Source organism: Candidatus Contubernalis alkalaceticus, from assembly GCF_022558445.1.
In the GTDB taxonomy this organism is placed as follows: domain Bacteria; phylum Bacillota; class Dethiobacteria; order SKNC01; family SKNC01; genus Contubernalis; species Contubernalis alkaliaceticus.
The window spans coordinates 2508072-2525451 of the sequence record NZ_CP054699.1; the positions used below are offsets into that span (position 1 = coordinate 2508072).

The window sequence follows — 17380 nt, forward strand, 5'->3', positions numbered from 1 at the left end:
TATTTTATTCCATTTTTTTAATTTCTTTTTTTAATCTTTTGATAATCCTTTTTTCCAATCTGGAGATATAAGACTGAGAAATACCCAGCATGTCTGCCACCTCTTTTTGGGTTTTCTCCTGACCGTTAGCTAACCCAAAGCGCAGTTCCATAATCTTTTTTTCCCGGCTGGAAAGCTTCTCCATAGCCAAATATAGCAGCCTTTTATCCACCTCTGCTTCAATGCTTTTATAAATTAAATCATTTTCCGTACCCAGGACATCAGACAGCAAAAGTTCGTTGCCATCCCAATCAATATTCAATGGCTCATCAAAAGAGATCTCTGCCTTCACTTTATTATTCCGCCTTAAAAACATTAATATTTCGTTTTCAATACACTTAGAAGCATAAGTGGCCAATTTAATGTTTTTATGAGGATCAAAAGTGTTCACTGCTTTAATTAGCCCGATGGTTCCAATGGATACCAGGTCATCAATACTAACCCCGGTATTTTCAAATTTCCGTGCTATGTACACCACCAGCCTCAGGTTCCTCTCAATGAGCACGCTCTTTACTTCTTTCTCTCCTTCTCTGAGTTTTCGAATCAGAAAGTGCTCTTCATCATGAGTCAAAGGCGGAGGCAGCGCCTCACTGCTTCCTACATAAAAGATTTCCGGCATAGCACTTAACCCCACCCAGTTTAATAAGCGCAGTACCGCCAGCCGGGTCAGGAGCCTATATTTCGGCATAAATGAAAGCAAGAATATCCCTCCCAGTTTATTATTAGATGACGTTTCCCACTATATCCGGTGGTATAAGGGCTTGGTACTGAGCCTTGGGAGAAAAAGCCTGTAAATAAACGGCAATTACTGCTTTTTGAGCCACCTCCACTTCCCTGTCCTTATCCCAAAGACTTAAATCATGGGGCCTAAATCCAATAAGAAAACCTTTTTCCCTTCCCAGTGAAGTATAGGGAATAAAACAGATCCGGGCAGCTAGAGGAGAAGTAGTCAATACCTCAGACACCAGGTCCGGATACAAGCTATCAACACAATCAAAATATTCTTTTAATTCCTGGGGTAATAACTCCCTTAAGGCCTTATACTGAACCACCACCACCGGTTCACGGGAAATTGGTTCTTTTAGCTTGTTACCCGTGTCCAACATTGCCTCAACCTTAACTTCCCTGTCCATAAGCCGAATTACCAGATCCACATGAAACAGGCGCTGCCACTTTTTCTTTTCCATGTAACCCATTCCCCACCGGCCTAAAACCAAAACTAAAAAAATAGGAAACACTAAATTCAAGCCGGTAAAAGAGGGGAAGATAAAAACCCCATCTGCATTCTGCACAGGCACCGCCAAGAAAAGCGAACAGGCCAACACAGCCCCACCTACCGTGAACGAAACCAGATAGAACATTCCTAAAAGGGACAGCAGGTCCTGCCACTTCATAGGATAAAAAGCTGCAAAGATAATAGCCAGGGAAAGGATAAATTTAGAACAGAGAGTAAAATAAATATCTTTTGCCGGCAAAAACACAGTAAGTATGTAAATCGCTCCCAATAGAGCACCTAACAACAGGCGGTTAGAAACATATTCTCTGTGCAGCAGGCGGGCGGTGAGCCAGAGAATCAGGTAATTCATAGCCAGGTTTACAACAATTACCTCATCCAGATACATAACGGTTCACCTCTGCTTTACACAACCTAAAGTCTCCACTTAAATATAATCTTTTTAAATATATGCCAGGGAAATTCAATCTATGTATAATTATAAATCATTGATCTCATAAAATTTGTCATAACTTGAAATAACATTTATTTTTTTAACGACAAAATACAAAAAGCAGCCTCATAATAGGCTGCTTTTTAGTCATTTTTTTCTATTGATTAAGTAACTAATTATCTACTTAATAGCTTTGCGCTTCCTCAAGAAAGCGGGAATATCCAGGTCATCTTTTGAGAAGGTCCCCTCTTCTACCCCTTTCACTGCCGACTTTATATCCCTGCGCTCTTCAAACCCAGTAGCTATAACTGTCACTCGAACTTCATCCTCCAGGGATTCGTCAATAACCGCACCAAAAATGATATTAGCTTCGGGATCTGCCGCTTCTGCAACAATATCAGCAGCCTCATTCACCTCAAAAAGGCCTAGATCGGAACCTCCGGTGATGTTTAACAGAACACCCCGGGCCCCTTCAATAGAAGTTTCTAGAAGCGGGCTGGATATAGCTGTCTTAGCGGCATCCATGGTCCGGCTTTCACCACTGCCCACACCGATACCCATCAGCGCAGAACCGGTTTCCAGCATGATGGTTTTCACGTCGGCAAAGTCTAGATTAATAAGACCCGGAATGGCAATCAAATCAGAAATCCCCTGCACCCCCTGCCTGAGAACATCGTCAGCAATGCGGAAAGCTTCTACGATAGGTGTCCGCTTTTCCACCACCTGCAAAAGACGGTCGTTGGGAATGATAATCAGGGTATCTACCTTTTCTTTGAGGACCTCAATGCCCTCCTCCGCCTGGCTGCGCCGCTTCCTGCCCTCGAAACTGAATGGTTTGGTCACCACTCCTACGGTTAGGGCTCCCAGTTCCTTGGCAACTTCGGCTATGATAGATGCTGCCCCAGTACCGGTTCCCCCTCCCATACCGGCAGTCACGAATACCATATCTGAACCTTTCAGTATTTCCTCAATCTGTTCACGGCTTTCCTCCGCTGCCTGACGTCCGATTTCAGGGTTGGCCCCGGCTCCCAGACCTTTGGTCAGCTTTTCTCCAATCTGAAGCTTTAGGTTAGCCTTGGCCAGATGCAGTGCTTGGGCATCTGTATTAACTGCTATAAAGTCAACCCCCTTGAGGTTAGCTTCAATCATCCGTTTTACAGCATTACTTCCTCCGCCCCCAACACCTATGACCTTAATCTGCGCAAATTGTTCAATATCATTATCAAATTCTATCATGTATTATTACCCCCTTACCCTTTGGGTTAATCAAATATTTCATAAAACCAATTTTTAATGCGCCCTATAAATTTGGGCATAACCAACTTTGTTTCTTTTTTTTGACTGGTAGGAATCATCTGATTTCCCTGTACATAATGGATAATACCCACACCTGTAGAAAATACCGGGCTGCTGACACCAATGTAATCTGGTTGAGCCAGTTGAACAGGAGATTCAAATATTTCCTCAGACATCTCTGTAACTCCCTTCATTAAAGAAGCCCCACCGGTCAACACAATCCCCGCTGGAAGAGATTTCAAGTGACCCATCTTTTCCAATTCTTCCCTGGCAAGAAGTAATATTTCTTGAACTCTGGGTTCTATAATTCCACAAAGAATTCTTTCATTAATCCTGCGGTTTTCCTTTCCCCCCACACTGGTAACCTCTATATCTTCTTCGGATTCCACCATAGAAACCAAAGCCTTTCCATATTTAACTTTTAACTTTTCCGCCTGTTCAATGGTAGTGCGGAGGCCTACAGCAATATCGTTGGTAATATGATCCCCACCCATAGGCAGTACGGTTACGTCTTTCAAGGCGTTCTGCTGGAACATGGCCACCTCTGTTGTACCTCCACCGATATCGATGAGAGCCACTCCCAACTCCTTCTGGTCCTCAGATAAAAGAACCTGAGCATTGGCCAGACAGTTGAGAACTACGCCATCCACCTCCAGTTCTGCCCGGTTAACACAGCGCATTAAATTCCTAATGGAGGTAACTGCCCCGGTTATGATCATAGCTTCAACTTCCAATCTTACCCCTACCATTCCCACGGGATCCCGGATTCCATCATAACCATCCACAATAAACTGACGGGGAATTATATCAATAATTTCCCTGTCCGGGGGCATAGCAATAACCCGGGAAGCCTGAATTACTCTGTCTACATCCTCCAGAGTAATCTCTTTGTCCTCCCCGGTAACAGCCACCACACCCCGATTGTTGATTAAGGTAATATGCGTGCCAACCATACCCAAAAAAACTGAATTAATTTCCATATTTACCATGCGTTCTGCCTCGGAAACCGCTTCATTCATGTTCTGTATTGTTTTATCCAGATCTACAATAATTCCTTTACGCAGACCTCCGGAAGGACTGGTGCCTACACCTATAATATTTAAGGTATGATCCTGAGTAATTTCTCCAACAATAACTCTAATGTTTGAAGTTCCTATATCCATACTAACTACGATATTTTTTTTTGTCACCTTTGAACCTCCCCCGAAACCTACATTACATAAAACCTATATAATTGTAGTTCAACACATTATTAAAAATTCCCTTTTTTTACACAGTATAATTTTTACCGTACTTAAAAATATTGCTAATTCTTCACTTTGATAGAAAGTGAGGAACTCTTAAGTCTATATAACTGGGTTCCTGTTCTCTATGTTGAATCTCCATAAGCACCTCCGGAATCATCCGAATCTTTTCAGGGTAATCTCCGGTACCCATCCAAATAACCGTACCATCTAAGGTATAAACTACTAAATTTAAGGGGTTGGATACATTAAAATCAGACAATATGGATATTTCCTCCTCAGACATCAGCGGCAGCACTTCCAGTATCTCCTTGAAGCTCTGATTCTGTTCCACCGGCAGCACCTTCCCAATATAAGGCTGACTGAAATCCATCCCTGTCAGCAGAGGTTTTTCCTCCTTCATACCTTCAACAATCCCCAGCAGCGTTCCATCTTGGGACAGCTCAAGGTATTTGTCCTGATATGGAGCTAAAGCTACCAGCTCCTTTTCTACTATGGAAACCACAATGGACCGGGGGAAACGATACCTTACCTCGGCTGAAAACACCAATGGCATGTCCTCCAAATGAGCTTTTATAAGACGGGTATTAACCTCCCAAATATTCATTCCCCGCCTCAGCCTTAATGTCCGTATGATCTCCTCTGTTTCTATGCGATCCAGCCCCTCCAGTTCCACCCCCTCCAGTTCAAAAAGAGAAGAGTAAAACAAGACTACAAATGCAAGTATAATTAAAAAAACTAAAAGGAGAACAAAATACAAACCCTTTCTTTTTCTAACTTTACCTTGAACTTTTTCTTTTTCCGGTTCCCGGTAGCCGTATTGATTATAAGGCTTGTCCATAATTTCACCTCTTTTTAATGGAAACGCCTTCAAGTAAAGGCGTTTTCCATTAAAAATTAAAAATTCTCATCCTGGGCTCCTACCCTTTTTATATTGGCTCCTAACTGCTGCAGGATTTCCTCAAATTTTTCATAACCCCGGTCAATATGATGAATTTCTTTAATGATAGTTTGACCTTGGGCAGATAAGCCCGCCAGAACCAACGCTGCACCGGCTCTCAAATCGGGAGCATTTACTACTGCACCCTTTAGCTGATCCACTCCCTGTATTATGGCGGAACGTCCCTGAACAGAAATCCGGGCACCCATCTTTTTCAATTCACCCACCTGACTAAATCGCCCATCAAATACATTTTCTATAATTGTACTGTTGCCTTTAGCCAGAGTTAAAAGAGACATAGTTTGAGCCTGCATATCCGTTGGGAATCCAGGATAGGGGAGAGTTCGCACAGATTGAATGGCTTTAATGTTTCCTCCTCTGACATGAAGAGTATCCTGCTCCTCCCAGATTTCTACACCCGCCTCCTGAAGTTTGGCAGTAACCGCCTCCAAGTGTTCCGGTATGACGTTTTCCAAAATCAATTCTCCCCTGGTAATCGCCGCCGCAATTACCAAAGTACCGGCCACAATTCGGTCGGGAATCAAGGTATAGTTAACGTCATTTAAACTTTTAACTCCCTCTATTTTTATGGTGTCTGTTCCAGCACCTTTTATTTTCGCTCCCATTTTATTTAAAAAATTCTGTAAATCTATAATTTCAGGTTCCTTGGCTGCATTATGTATCAGGGTACTTCCTTCTGCGTAAATTGCAGCCATCATAATATTTTCTGTGGCCCCTACACTGGGGAAATCCAGGTGAATATCACTTCCCCTAAGAGTTTTTGCCTCAGCCTGCACACAGCCATTTTCCTCCAGTATTTTCACTCCCATGGAGGCCAATCCTTTCAGATGCAGGTCAATAGGCCGGGGGCCAATGTCACAACCGCCGGGATATGATACTTTTACTTTCCCCAGCCGGCCCAACAATGGTCCCATAAGAAAGATTGAGGACCTCATTTCACACATTAATGTTTCAGGAATTTCAGAAGTATAAAGAGACCCCGGCTCCAGAATTAGAAGGTCTTCCTTCCAAGATATCCTTACCCCCAGGCACTCTAAAATTTTTAACATCACTTTAACATCACTTATATCTGGTACGTCTTTTATCTCAACCCTCTCGGAAGTGAGAAGGCTTCCGGCCAAGATTGGCAGTATAGAATTTTTAGCACCCTTAATCCGTATTTTCCCTGACAGGTTTAATCCGCCCGAGATAACAAATTTTTCCATGTAAATTCACTCCCCTGCTAGCTCTCTTCTCCCACCATATTGATTTCCGGGTTCAACCAAACTCCATATTTTTCAAATACCTTTTTTTGGACCATTAATATCACTTTTAGATAATCTTTAAAGGTTGCTCTCCCAAGATTCACAATAAAATTAGCATGTTTTAAGGAAACCTGGACATCTCCTACCCTGAGCCCCTTACAACCGGCCCCTTCTATGAGACTGCCGGCGGGTTCCTCGGGCAAATTTTTGAACACGCTCCCAGCACTGGGTTCCGTGGGGTGTTTAGCCCTTCTCTGGGCTAAATAACTCTCCATCCGTTTTCGAATTGCTATAGGATTTCCCGGAACCAGCTGTAAGTGGGATTCCAGCACAATCCAGTTCTTCTTCAACAGACCGGAACAGCGGTAACTAAAATTCAGCTGATGTGCCGGAATTTCCAAGACTTCCCCCTCCCAGGTAAGCACCGTTACAGAACGGATTACAAGAGCCATACAATCTCCATAAGCGCCGGCATTAATGACCACGGCACCTCCTATAGTCCCGGGAATCCCTCCGGCAAATTCCAGTCCCGAAAGACCCTGCCTGGCAGCTCTAAATGCCAGAACAGGCAGTGATACACCAGCACCTACGTTAAGCCTGGACCCATCAAATTGGATTTTTTTAAAGGACTCATCAAGCTTAACCACAATTCCCCGAATTCCTTTATCGCTTACCAAAAGATTTGTTCCACCTCCTAAAATAAATAAAGGCACAAATTCTTTCTGAGAAAAGCGAAGAAGGGCTTTCAACTGATCAATTCCTTGGGGAACAACCAGGTAATCTGCCGATCCACCGATGTGTAGAGATGTATGTTTTCTCATGGGTTCTTGAGTTTTGATAAAGCCAGGGGCTATTTCCTGCAGCCCGACCGCTAATTGGGTCAATTTTCTAATCCTCCATATTTTTTTACAATATATATTAGTGTTTAAAACTTATATTATTTATTTTTATTCTATGCTAAGAGTTCTTTTTGTGTGCTTTTCCTGCTTGTCCTTATATGTCGTTAGAGCTCCAAGGAACTAAGACAACAAATACTCACTTGAGATACTCCTTGATTTGCCTGTAAACCATATGGGCAGAATCAGGATATCCTAAATCTCTGCTTTTATGAGACATAGTTCCCAATCCTTTTGTATCTTTTAACAGCTTAAATATAACATCCCTTAAGAGCCCCCCGGTTAAATCCCTCTCCAATATCATCTCTGCTGCCCCGGCATCTGCCAAAACATGGGCATTTAGTACCTGATGGTTATTGGTCACATTGGGAGAAGGGATTAAAACCGAAGGAATCCCTCGGGCAGTAATTTCCGCCAACATGGTAGCACCCGCCCGGCTTATTATCAAATCAGTGGCTGCCAGAGCCAAAGGCATTTGTGCTATGTATGATCGAATAAAAAGATTATGATAACCTGCGATTTCCTTTATATTTTTATTATCCATCACTTGATTATAATATATATTTCCAGTAACATAAATAAATTGCACCTTAGAAAAGGCTGCCAGATCAGGAAGAATTGCGGTTACACACTGGTTAATCCTCTCCGCCCCTCGGCTTCCCCCTACAATTAAAACCGTTTTTTTATTAGGATTTAATCCTAGAGCCTTTATTCCCTCCTCCCGGCAAATACCCACCACCTCAGAAGCTCTGGGGTTACCGGTAACTATAGTTTTTGAAGTATCTTTAAAATATTTTTGTGAGGCATCAAAAGACAAACATACCTTTTTTACAAAGGGAAAAAGCATGCGGTTTGTCATTCCTGGAATAACATTCTGTTCGTGAAGTAAGCAGGGGATTCCCATCAGTGAAGCAGAAAAAACTACCGGTCCACATACGTACCCTCCGGTACCCATAACCAACTGAGGCCTGTATCTTTTTAAAATTTTCTTAGCTTCCCACCCTCCCCGGAAAGTTGAAAAAAATGTTTTAATCAAATCCGGAGATATCTTTCGAGAAAGACCCTTGGCGCTGATTGTCTCCAGGGGAAAGCCTGCATCAGGAATGATTTGGCTTTCCAGCCCTTTTTCAGTCCCCATAAAAAGTATTTCCGCTGTTGGTTCCTGCTCTTTTATGTACCGTGCTGCCGCCAACGCCGGATAAACATGACCCCCGGTGCCGCCGCCGGTCAGTACAATCCTCATTCATTCCATCCTTCCTTCCCGCTAAACTTAGTATTTTAAGATGGTCCCTGAGTAAAATATCATTTACATAACACCACATTAATATTATCATAATATAAAAGACCTGTCTAAAGAAAAAAAATAATGGTTCCTAATACTGGGAATATTTGGATATGTTTAATAGCACTCCTATAGAAGAGAGCATAAAGAAAAGTGAACTTCCCCCAGCACTAATGAAGGGAAGGTTAATCCCTGTGACTGGAATTGAACCGGTAACCACCCCGATATTAATCACTACCTGGATGGCAATCATGGATACAATTCCTGAAGCCAAAAGGCTTCCGAACATATCCGGGGCCATCAAGGCCAGTTTGAATCCTCTCCAGATTAGCAGAAAAAATAAAAAAATCACCGTAACTCCCCCGATAAACCCCAGCTCTTCACCGATCATAGCAAAGACGAAATCACTGTGGGGTTCCGGAAGATAGAAAAACTTCTGCCGACTTCTTCCCAGCCCTACTCCAAAAAGTCTGCCGGGACCCAGAGCATAAAGGGACTGAATAATATGATATCCTGTATCTAACGGGTCCTCCCAGGGGTCCAAAAAAGCCAAAAAGCGCCGGCGGCGATATTCCTCCGCCAGAGCCAGGTATCCCAAAAGGGGCAGTCCTGTAATTCCTAAAAGAAAAAAATGCTTTCCTTCCATCCCCGCTACAAATAAAATTACCATTACCGTCCCCGCAATAGCTATGGCGGTACCCAAGTCCGGCTGTTTCAATATTAATAGGAAGGATGCCCCCATTACTGCCAATAGAGGAACGACCCCTATCCAAAATTTTTTTACATTAACATTTTCCCGGGATAGAAACGCCGCGGCAAAAAGTATCAGGGCCAGCTTGGTAAATTCTGAAGGCTGAATGGTATAACCCATGATACCAATCCAACGGGAGGCTCCGCTGAGTTTCACCCCAATTCCGGGTACATAAACCAATGCCAACAGCACAAAGTTGATAATAAGAGCTAACTTGGTATATTTTTTCAACTTCCGATAATCATAATTGGCCAAAAACACCATGGCTATCAGTCCAAAAAAAGCCCAATATGCCTGTCGCTTTAGAAAAAAATAACCGTCCCCCCGAAGTTCACCGGCGGTATAAGCACTGGCACTAAAAACCATAACCAGGCCCAGGCCTACCAGTACCAAGGTGATAAAAAATATGATAAAATCCGGGGGCTTCCCCTTCATCTTTTTCATCCCATCTTCCTCCCCAGGCTTCTAACAGCCCGCTTAAATTCATTACCTCGTTCTTCGTAACTTCTGAACATATCCCAGCTGGCACATGCCGGTGAAAGGAGAACCAAATCCCCCTCCTTCCCTAACTGGTAAGCCATGGTTACAGCTTCATCCAGATCCTGTACCCGGCTGTAATCCGTAAAACCCTCATTTTCAACAGCCTGAATTATTTTACTGCTGGTTTCCCCAAGAAGAATCAAGTGCTTCACTTTTTTATTAATGTGTAAGGACAGTGAATTAAACTCTCCCCCCTTGTCCTTCCCGCCGGCAATTAAAATAATTGGCTGGCTAAAAGAATCCAGAGCTTTTATGGTAGCTTCCACATTTGTTCCCTTAGAATCATTGATAAAAACAATACCCTTGAATTTTCCTACACTTTCTAACCGATGAGCTACTCCCTTAAAGGTCCTCAGGGTTTTTCCTATGATCTCCGGTTTAATGCCTGCGGCATAGGCCGCTGCAGTGGCGGCCAGAACATTTTCAAGATTATGTTTTCCCGGAAGCGCCACCTCCCCTTGGGGACATACGGAAATAAGTTTGCCCTCCTTACTAATAACAATATGCTGGTCTTTGACGTAGATTCCATTTTTATATGTTCTTTGCCTACTAAAAGGTACTACCTGACTCTTCACCTGTCCACCTACGGCTATTTCAGACAAGAGCAGATCGTCCTGGTTCAGCACACAGAAATCATTATCCTTTTGATTTAGAAAAATCCTTTTTTTGGCATCCAGGTAATCTCCCAGGGTTTCGTGTCTATCCATATGATCCTCAGAGATGTTTAGAATGGCACTAATTTTTGGCTTAAATTTCTCTATCCCCTCTAACTGAAAGCTGCTCAGTTCCGCCACAATCCATGAATCCGCAGAGGCTTTCTCAGCAATGTCACACAAGGGGACTCCAATGTTCCCCGCTACATAAACTTTTTTCCCAGCCTCTTTAAAAATTTCCCCTAAAAGTGCAGTAGTAGTAGTCTTGCCATTGGTCCCGGTAATCCCAATGATAGGAGCCCGGGTAAATAAGTAGGCTAGTTCCACTTCGGTTATCACCTTTATCCCCAGTTCGCCAGCTCTTTTCAGAGGCTTAATATCCATAGGGATCCCGGGGTTTTTTACCACCAGGTCTGTTCCGGTGTTAACAATCCCCTCAGGATGTCCCCCGGTTACAATCTTGATATCCGGATAAGGTTTTAAAGCTTCCAGGCAGGGAGTTAGCTCCTCCCTGGACTTATAGTCATTTATGATTACCCTGGCCCCTTTTTGTGCCAGCAGCCGGGCAGCGGATACTCCGCTCAGTCCCATACCAATAACTACCACTGTTTTATGTTTAAGCTCCATTAGCTATAATTTCCTCCTAAAGGACAAGTATTTAGGCTCCCATGGAAAAGAGAGCAAAAAAAGAAAGGATAAAGGCTGCTCCCCAAAAAACCGCCACTACTTTCCATTCACTCCAACCGCTCAGTTCAAAATGGTGGTGCAGAGGACTCATTTTAAATACTCTTCTGCCAATAGCCTGGTAGGAAATAACCTGAATAATTACCGATAAGGTTTCGATGACAAAAATACCTCCAATGATAACAAAAAGTATCTCTGTTTTAGTAAGAATGGCTATAGTTCCAAGGGCCGCTCCCAGTGAAAGTGAACCCACATCCCCCATAAATATTTTTGCCGGGTGAAAATTAAAAATTAAGAAACCAAAACAGGCCCCTACCATGGCTGCGCAAAAAAAGGCGATATCCGCCATTCCAAGGCTTAGAGCAATGAACAGGTAAGCCAATAAACTGATATTGGCAGTCCCTGCAGCCAGGCCATCTAGACCATCGGTCAAGTTAACGGCATTGGAAGCTCCAATAACGATAAACAGCATCAGAAATGGATAAAAAATTCCCAAATTAAAAGATGGCCCTCCAAAGGGAATTTCCACAATGGTGCTGTGACCGGTAGCCCATAAGATTAAGAACAGTACAATCACCATAATGCCCTGTCCCAAAAGTTTATTTCGAGCCTTTAACCCCAGGGAACGTCGTCGGGCAAACTTGGTAAGATCGTCCAACATGCCTATAGCCCCGTTTCCCAACATCACTAGAAGGATTAAAAATACCTCCAGGGTCTTGGGGATAAAAAACAGAAAGGTAATCAGAAAGGAAAAAAGAAAAATAACTCCTCCCATGGTGGGGGTCCCCGTCTTTTTCAAATGGCTTTTAGGGCCATCATCTCTAACCTGCTGACCCATCTTATATTTTTTAATAATGCGAATTACCACAGGACCCATAATAATACTTATTACGAATGCAAAAACCATGGTATAGTAAAAATCTATATTCATCTTATTTCCCCGGTTCTGCTAGATTTTTTGATAAACATTCTACAATTTTTTCCATCTTCATTCCCCGGGAACCCTTAATCAGTATATAATCCCCAGGCATTATTTTATCTATTAGTTCTCGACAAAGTGAAGGGTGCTCCTCAAAATGTTCAGCTTCCTTCAACCCATGTTTCCTGGCCTCTTCCACCGCGTAAGACATCAGGGGCCCCATTCCAAGTAGACAATGAATTCCCATCCGGACAGCTTCGCGGCCTACCTCCCGGTGACATTCTTCCCGAATATCTCCCAGTTCCAACATATCCCCCAGGACTGCAAAACAACGATGCCCCCGACCCACCTGGGACAAAGTTTTCAGGGAAGCCTTGGTAGAGGACAGGTTGGCATTATAGGCATCATTTATCACGGTAATCCCTGAAGCATACTGCTGAATATCCATTCTCATGGCTGACATACTAAAATCCCAAAGCCCCTGCCGAATTTCCTCCGGGTTCAGCCCCAGGTGCAGACCGCAGGCCACTGCAGCCAGGGCATTATAAACATTATGCTCCCCGACCAAAGGAAGAATAAACTCCTCCCTGCTGCCGGCAATTTGCACAGCAAAAGCAGTTCCCCGTTCCTGGCCTTCCTGGATAGACCGCAGCTCAAAAGCTTTTATCTCAGCTTTTGTCCCCATGCCGTAAAAAATGACCTTCCCGGGAAATTTTTTGGCCAATTCCTGCTGTCTGAAATCATCACCATTTAAAATGGCGGTGCCATCGGGACCCATCTCCTCCAGCAGTTCCCCCTTGGCTTCGGCGATTGCTTCACGGGAACCCAATAGTTCATAGTGGGCTTCTCCGATATTAGTGATAATTCCAATTTCTGGTGCAGAAAGCCGGGCTAAAAATCGTATTTCTTCCCGACCGCTCATACCCATCTCCAGTACTGCTGCCTGGTGTTGTGAAGTAAGCTTTAACAGCATTAATGGCAAACCCAGATGATTGTTCAAATTTCCGAGAGTTTTCAGAGTATGAAAACGTTTCTCCAGGACACCGGCAATCAAGTCCTTAGTGGTCGTCTTTCCTGAACTTCCCGTGACTCCAATGATACGTACAGGAAGCTTTCGTCGGTAATAGGCCGCAATATCCTGAAGGGCCTTTAGAGAATCTTTTACCCGGACCAGAACATATTCTTGGGGTATTTTATAGGAAGTCAACTCTGAAACCAGGGCTCCCGATGCTCCCCTTTGTGCTGCCAGACTCAAAAACTTATGACCATCGGTATGCTCCCCCTTCAGGGCCACAAAAAACTCACCGGATTTTAGGGTCCTGGTGTCAATGGAAAAACCAGTGGGGGGACGGGAAACGTTACCCTGCAGCAGTTCTCCTTTGGTCACTTTTAATATTTCCTCAATGGTTAAATCCATAATATATTACCCCCTCCCTTAAGACAGCCAGGCCAAAACCCTCCGTCAGCCTTCCAACCTTCGGCGGATTATATCCCGGGCTGTTTCCCGGTCATCAAAATGTATAGTACTGTCCTTAAATATCTGATAATCTTCATGACCCTTCCCTGCAATTACCACCACATCTCCAGCCTCAGCCAGTTGAATAGCCCGGGTGATAGCTTCAAAGCGGTCTAAGCAGACCTGGTAACCCTCTTTACCCTTGACCTTCAAAAGGCCCGGTTCTACTTCTCTAAAAATCTGATACGGGTTCTCCCTGCGGGGATTATCGGTAGTCAATATACAAAAATCACTATAGAAACCGGCAATTTCCCCCATGGGTGCCCTCTTAGTGCGGTCCCGGTCCCCTCCACAGCCAAATACCGTAATAATCTTGTTTTGAGCAAATTCCTTGACCGTTCTCAAAACATTCTCTAAACCATCCGGAGTATGGGCATAATCTACAATAACCGTAAAATCCTGCCCTAGATTAATCTTTTCAAAACGCCCGGGGACCCCATGTACATTCTCCAGTATTTTTTTGGAAGCCTCAAAGTCCAATCCCTCCACTAAAGCTACCGTCAAAGCAGCCAGCACATTATAAACATTAAAAAGACCCGTTAATTTCAAATTTATAGGTCCTTCACCCCAGGGGCTCTCCACATAAAAAGAGGCTCCTTCATCCCGGATAAGAATATTTTTAGCCCTAACCTCTGCGGGTCTTTTGATACTGTAGGTTACAATCTGCACCCCGGCCTGCTCATAAAAGAAAGGGAAGTTGGGGTCATCTCGGTTCAATACTGCCACCCTCGGCCTTCCAGATTTTTCATATGCATTTCCCATGCGTGAAAAAAATTTTCCCTTAGCATTGAGGTAACTCTCAAAAGTCTGATGGAAATCCAGATGGTCCTCAGTTACATTGGTGAGCACTGCAATATCAAAATCACAGCCAGATACTCTCTTCAGTTCCAGGGCATGGGAGGAAACCTCCATGGAAACGCAGCTGACCCCCTGTTGTTCCATTTGCCGAAGAATAGACTGAAGATCTGGAGCTTCCGGTGTAGTGGCCAGCACCGGAAGCATTTCTTCACCAATTTTATACTGAATAGTCCCAATAAGGCCAGTTTTCTGTTCCCTCTGCGCCAGAAGCAGCTCAATTAAATAAGAGGTAGTAGTCTTACCGTTTGTTCCCGTAACACCAATCATCCGAAGCCTGGTAGATGGAAAGTCAAAGAATTTAGCTGAAAGTACCGCCAGGGCTTCGCGAACTTCAGGAACCAGAATCTTTACAGCTCCGGGAACCTGTACTTCTTTAATATCAGTAAGTACTGCCCGGGCCCCCTTCTCCAGAGCCCGAGGAATAAACTTTATTCCATGATCTTGAGTTCCAGGAAGACAGGCAAAAATTCCACCGGGTTGAATTTTTTCCGTAAAGTGAGTTATACCTGTCACTTCAAAGTCCTGGTATTTTTCCAGACTCTTAACCATCAGACTTTTCAAAAGTTGGCTTAGTTTCATATTTTCCCTTTCCTATCATGAATAATATCAATAAAGTATTATTGCTCATATTCTATATTTTATAATTAAAGAGATAAAAAGAAACATTTTTTTTATAAAATAAAAGGAGGGTTCAAGGTGAGACTACCCCAACCCTCTTCTTTTTACATTTTATTGTACGGGAGAATTAAACTCCACCGTTACTGTACTTCCTACATTTACTTTGAACCCGGCGGCCGGCTCCTGCTTAACAGCTATTCCTGTTCCCACGGGATACAGCTTTAAACCCATCCAACTGAGAATCTCCCCTGCTTCCCTAAGAGTTTTCCCCTGCAGGTCGGGAACCAACACTTCTTCTGAATCCTCCATGGTCTCCTCTCCCACATATACTAAAATATTTGTCTGAATAGGCACCAGAGCTCCAGGCTTAGGTGTCTGCCGAGCAATCACATCTCCCTCTCCCACAATTTTTAAGATCAATCCTTCATTATTAACCCCGGCACTGGCTTCATCAATAGTCATACCCACCATATCCGGGACACTTACGGTTCGCACCTCTTGTTCCTCTGCCGCCTGTTGAGGTATATTCAAATAATTTAAGATATCCACCATCATATTACGGAAAATAGGGGCAGCAATCTGAGATGCCCACATAGGCCCCCGTTTAGGCTCATCCACAGCAATAAAAAGGAGAATCTGGGGATCATCTGCCGGCACAAAACCCACAAAGGACATAATGTTTTTCCCGGCCAGATAGCGGCCATCGCCTACCTTCTGCGCAGTTCCTGTCTTCCCAGCAATCTGGTATCCTTCTATATAAGCATTTAATCCGCTTCCCTCCTGTACCACAGTTTCCATAATCCAGGTAACCTGTTCAGAGGTTTCAGGCGCAAGCACCTGTCGAATTATTTCAGGTTCATTTCTTTTTACCACATTTCCGTGCTCATCCCGAAATTCCTTAACTATATAAGGCCGTAAGAGATTCCCCCCGTTAGCCATGGCAGCTACCGCCATAACCTGCTGAAGGGGAGTTACCGAAACCCCCTGGCCAAAAGATGTAGTGGCCAGTTCCACCGGCCCCATTTGTTCAGGGGTAAATAAGATTCCTAGCCCTTCCCCCGGCAGATCAATGCCGGTCCGGGATCCAAAACCAAAAGCATGGAGGTACTTAATCATATCTTCTTCCCCCAACCTCTGGCCCAGAGTAATAAATCCAGGGTTACAGGAACCCTGAACCACCTCCAGAAAGTTTATACTGCCGTGACCACCCCGATCAGAGGTCCAGCATCGTATAAGTTGGCCTGAAACGGTAGCATGGCCAGGACAAAAGAAACTCTCGTTCATATTATACTGACCCTCCTCAATAGAAGCAGCCAGGGTCATTAATTTAAAAGTAGAACCCGGTTCAAATGTAGCAAATATTGGGGTAATCTGCCAACTGGTTTCCGGGTAATCATAGTAACGGTTGGGATCATAATCCGGCTTTTTAGCCAATGCCAGCACTTCCCCTGTCTTAGGGTCAACAGCTATGGCCAGGACACTTTCTGCATCATACTCCAGCAGTGCTTTGTTCAGTTCCCTTTCCACAATAAATTGAATAGTCTCATCCAGGGTTAAAACCATTTCCAGCCCTGGAGTTGAGGGCATATATTGTTGAATACCCTGGGGCATTCGAATTCCCCGGGCGTCTGCCTGATAAATAATCCGTCCGTCAGTACCTTTTAATTCTTCCTCGTAATAGTATTCCAGGCCGGCCAGGCCTTCATCAATACCCACGAACCCTAAAACATGGGAGGCCAAACTATCATTTGGGTAAAAACGCTTACTTTCCTTGGCAAAATCAATGCCCGGCAGGTCTAACATCCGTACCTCGCGGGCAATTTCTTCATCCACTTTTCTTTTCACGTACACCAAGGCACTTTGCTGGGTTAAAATCTCTACCAGCCTCTCCTGGGTCATCTCCAGTACAGGGGCTAATGCCCGGGCGGTTTCCTCCGGGTCCTCCACCTGTCTGGGAATAGCTACCACCGTCTCTGCAGTAGCGCTGCCCGCTAAAATCCTTCCATTGCGGTCATAAATGGTGCCCCGAAGAGCAGAAACAGTAATCCCCCTATTCCATTGATCCCGGGCCTCCTGCTGAAGTTCTTCTGCCTTAACCAGTTGAATCCAGGCCAGCCTGCCAATGAGCATAAACATACTCAAAGAAATTATAAGGAAGAGGAAGATTAGTCGTTTTTTAAAGGTTATAGTAGGTAGAGATTGTTTACTCAAT

The 17380-nt window shown here is 44.0% G+C and carries 14 protein-coding genes; all 14 read right to left on the bottom strand.

What is annotated here, in order from left to right; translation table 11 throughout:
* Positions 1-4: 4 nt before the first annotated feature.
* The 14 genes from sigE to HUE98_RS12660 all read right to left on the bottom strand — a co-directional run bounded on the left by sigE (position 5) and on the right by HUE98_RS12660 (position 17379).
* Positions 5-727 carry an RNA polymerase sporulation sigma factor SigE gene (sigE, locus tag HUE98_RS12595; RefSeq protein ID WP_241423559.1) on the bottom strand — a complete coding sequence of 241 codons (723 nt, stop codon included), beginning with the start codon at positions 725-727 and terminating at the stop codon, positions 5-7.
* A 34-nt stretch (positions 728-761) separates the two neighbouring features.
* Entirely contained in the window at positions 762-1661 is a 900-nt protein-coding gene (spoIIGA, locus tag HUE98_RS12600; RefSeq protein ID WP_241420982.1) for a sigma-E processing peptidase SpoIIGA, read from the bottom strand.
* 225 nt (positions 1662-1886) lie between these two features.
* The gene (gene ftsZ / locus HUE98_RS12605; protein ID WP_241420983.1) at positions 1887-2942 is read right to left on the bottom strand and encodes a cell division protein FtsZ; all 1056 of its coding nucleotides are present in this window, start codon (positions 2940-2942) and stop codon (positions 1887-1889) included.
* Between the two features lie 26 nt (positions 2943-2968).
* On the bottom strand, positions 2969-4192 hold the full coding sequence (gene ftsA, locus HUE98_RS12610) for a cell division protein FtsA (RefSeq protein WP_241420984.1): 1224 nt from the start codon (positions 4190-4192) through the stop codon (positions 2969-2971).
* Positions 4193-4316: 124 nt separating this feature from the next.
* Entirely contained in the window at positions 4317-5087 is a 771-nt protein-coding gene (locus HUE98_RS12615) for a cell division protein FtsQ/DivIB (RefSeq protein ID WP_241420985.1), read from the bottom strand.
* A gap of 56 nt (positions 5088-5143) precedes the next feature.
* Positions 5144-6412 carry a UDP-N-acetylglucosamine 1-carboxyvinyltransferase gene (murA, locus tag HUE98_RS12620; RefSeq protein WP_241420986.1) on the bottom strand — a complete coding sequence of 423 codons (1269 nt, stop codon included), beginning with the start codon at positions 6410-6412 and terminating at the stop codon, positions 5144-5146.
* A gap of 17 nt (positions 6413-6429) precedes the next feature.
* Entirely contained in the window at positions 6430-7335 is a 906-nt protein-coding gene (gene murB, locus HUE98_RS12625; RefSeq protein ID WP_241420987.1) for a UDP-N-acetylmuramate dehydrogenase, read from the bottom strand.
* 151 nt (positions 7336-7486) lie between these two features.
* A complete protein-coding gene (gene murG, locus HUE98_RS12630; RefSeq protein ID WP_241420988.1) occupies positions 7487-8590 on the bottom strand; it encodes an undecaprenyldiphospho-muramoylpentapeptide beta-N-acetylglucosaminyltransferase in 1104 nt (367 codons plus the stop codon).
* 130 nt (positions 8591-8720) lie between these two features.
* A complete protein-coding gene (spoVE, locus tag HUE98_RS12635) occupies positions 8721-9824 on the bottom strand; it encodes a stage V sporulation protein E (RefSeq protein WP_241420989.1) in 1104 nt (367 codons plus the stop codon).
* Positions 9821-11200, bottom strand: a complete 1380-nt coding sequence (gene murD, locus HUE98_RS12640; RefSeq protein ID WP_241420990.1) for a UDP-N-acetylmuramoyl-L-alanine--D-glutamate ligase — start codon at positions 11198-11200, stop codon at positions 9821-9823. The genes spoVE and murD overlap by 4 nt, the downstream gene beginning before the upstream one ends.
* 31 nt (positions 11201-11231) lie before the next feature.
* Positions 11232-12188 carry a phospho-N-acetylmuramoyl-pentapeptide-transferase gene (gene mraY / locus HUE98_RS12645; RefSeq protein ID WP_241420991.1) on the bottom strand — a complete coding sequence of 319 codons (957 nt, stop codon included), beginning with the start codon at positions 12186-12188 and terminating at the stop codon, positions 11232-11234.
* Between the two features lies 1 nt (position 12189).
* Positions 12190-13593, bottom strand: coding sequence for a UDP-N-acetylmuramoyl-tripeptide--D-alanyl-D-alanine ligase (locus tag HUE98_RS12650; RefSeq protein ID WP_241420992.1), 1404 nt, complete (start codon positions 13591-13593; stop codon positions 12190-12192).
* A 45-nt stretch (positions 13594-13638) separates the two neighbouring features.
* Positions 13639-15129: a UDP-N-acetylmuramoyl-L-alanyl-D-glutamate--2,6-diaminopimelate ligase gene (locus tag HUE98_RS12655; RefSeq protein WP_241420993.1), complete on the bottom strand. Its 1491-nt coding sequence runs from the start codon at positions 15127-15129 to the stop codon at positions 13639-13641.
* Between the two features lie 150 nt (positions 15130-15279).
* On the bottom strand, positions 15280-17379 hold the full coding sequence (locus HUE98_RS12660; protein WP_241420994.1) for a penicillin-binding transpeptidase domain-containing protein: 2100 nt from the start codon (positions 17377-17379) through the stop codon (positions 15280-15282).
* Position 17380 lies beyond the last annotated feature (1 nt).

Bases quoted from the DNA above. Each gene is read 5' to 3' on its own strand.
- sigE (WP_241423559.1), bottom strand. From the start codon at position 727: ATGCCGAAATATAGGCTCCTGACCCGGCTGGCGGTACTGCGCTTATTA.
- spoIIGA (WP_241420982.1), bottom strand. From the start codon at position 1,661: ATGTATCTGGATGAGGTAATTGTTGTAAACCTGGCTATGAATTACCTG.
- ftsZ (WP_241420983.1), bottom strand. From the start codon at position 2,942: ATGATAGAATTTGATAATGATATTGAACAATTTGCGCAGATTAAGGTC.
- HUE98_RS12615 (WP_241420985.1), bottom strand. From the start codon at position 5,087: ATGGACAAGCCTTATAATCAATACGGCTACCGGGAACCGGAAAAAGAA.
- murA (WP_241420986.1), bottom strand. From the start codon at position 6,412: ATGGAAAAATTTGTTATCTCGGGCGGATTAAACCTGTCAGGGAAAATA.
- murG (WP_241420988.1), bottom strand. From the start codon at position 8,590: ATGAGGATTGTACTGACCGGCGGCGGCACCGGGGGTCATGTTTATCCG.
- spoVE (WP_241420989.1), bottom strand. From the start codon at position 9,824: ATGAAAAAGATGAAGGGGAAGCCCCCGGATTTTATCATATTTTTTATC.
- murD (WP_241420990.1), bottom strand. From the start codon at position 11,200: ATGGAGCTTAAACATAAAACAGTGGTAGTTATTGGTATGGGACTGAGC.
- mraY (WP_241420991.1), bottom strand. From the start codon at position 12,188: ATGAATATAGATTTTTACTATACCATGGTTTTTGCATTCGTAATAAGT.
- HUE98_RS12650 (WP_241420992.1), bottom strand. From the start codon at position 13,593: ATGGATTTAACCATTGAGGAAATATTAAAAGTGACCAAAGGAGAACTG.
- HUE98_RS12655 (WP_241420993.1), bottom strand. From the start codon at position 15,129: ATGAAACTAAGCCAACTTTTGAAAAGTCTGATGGTTAAGAGTCTGGAA.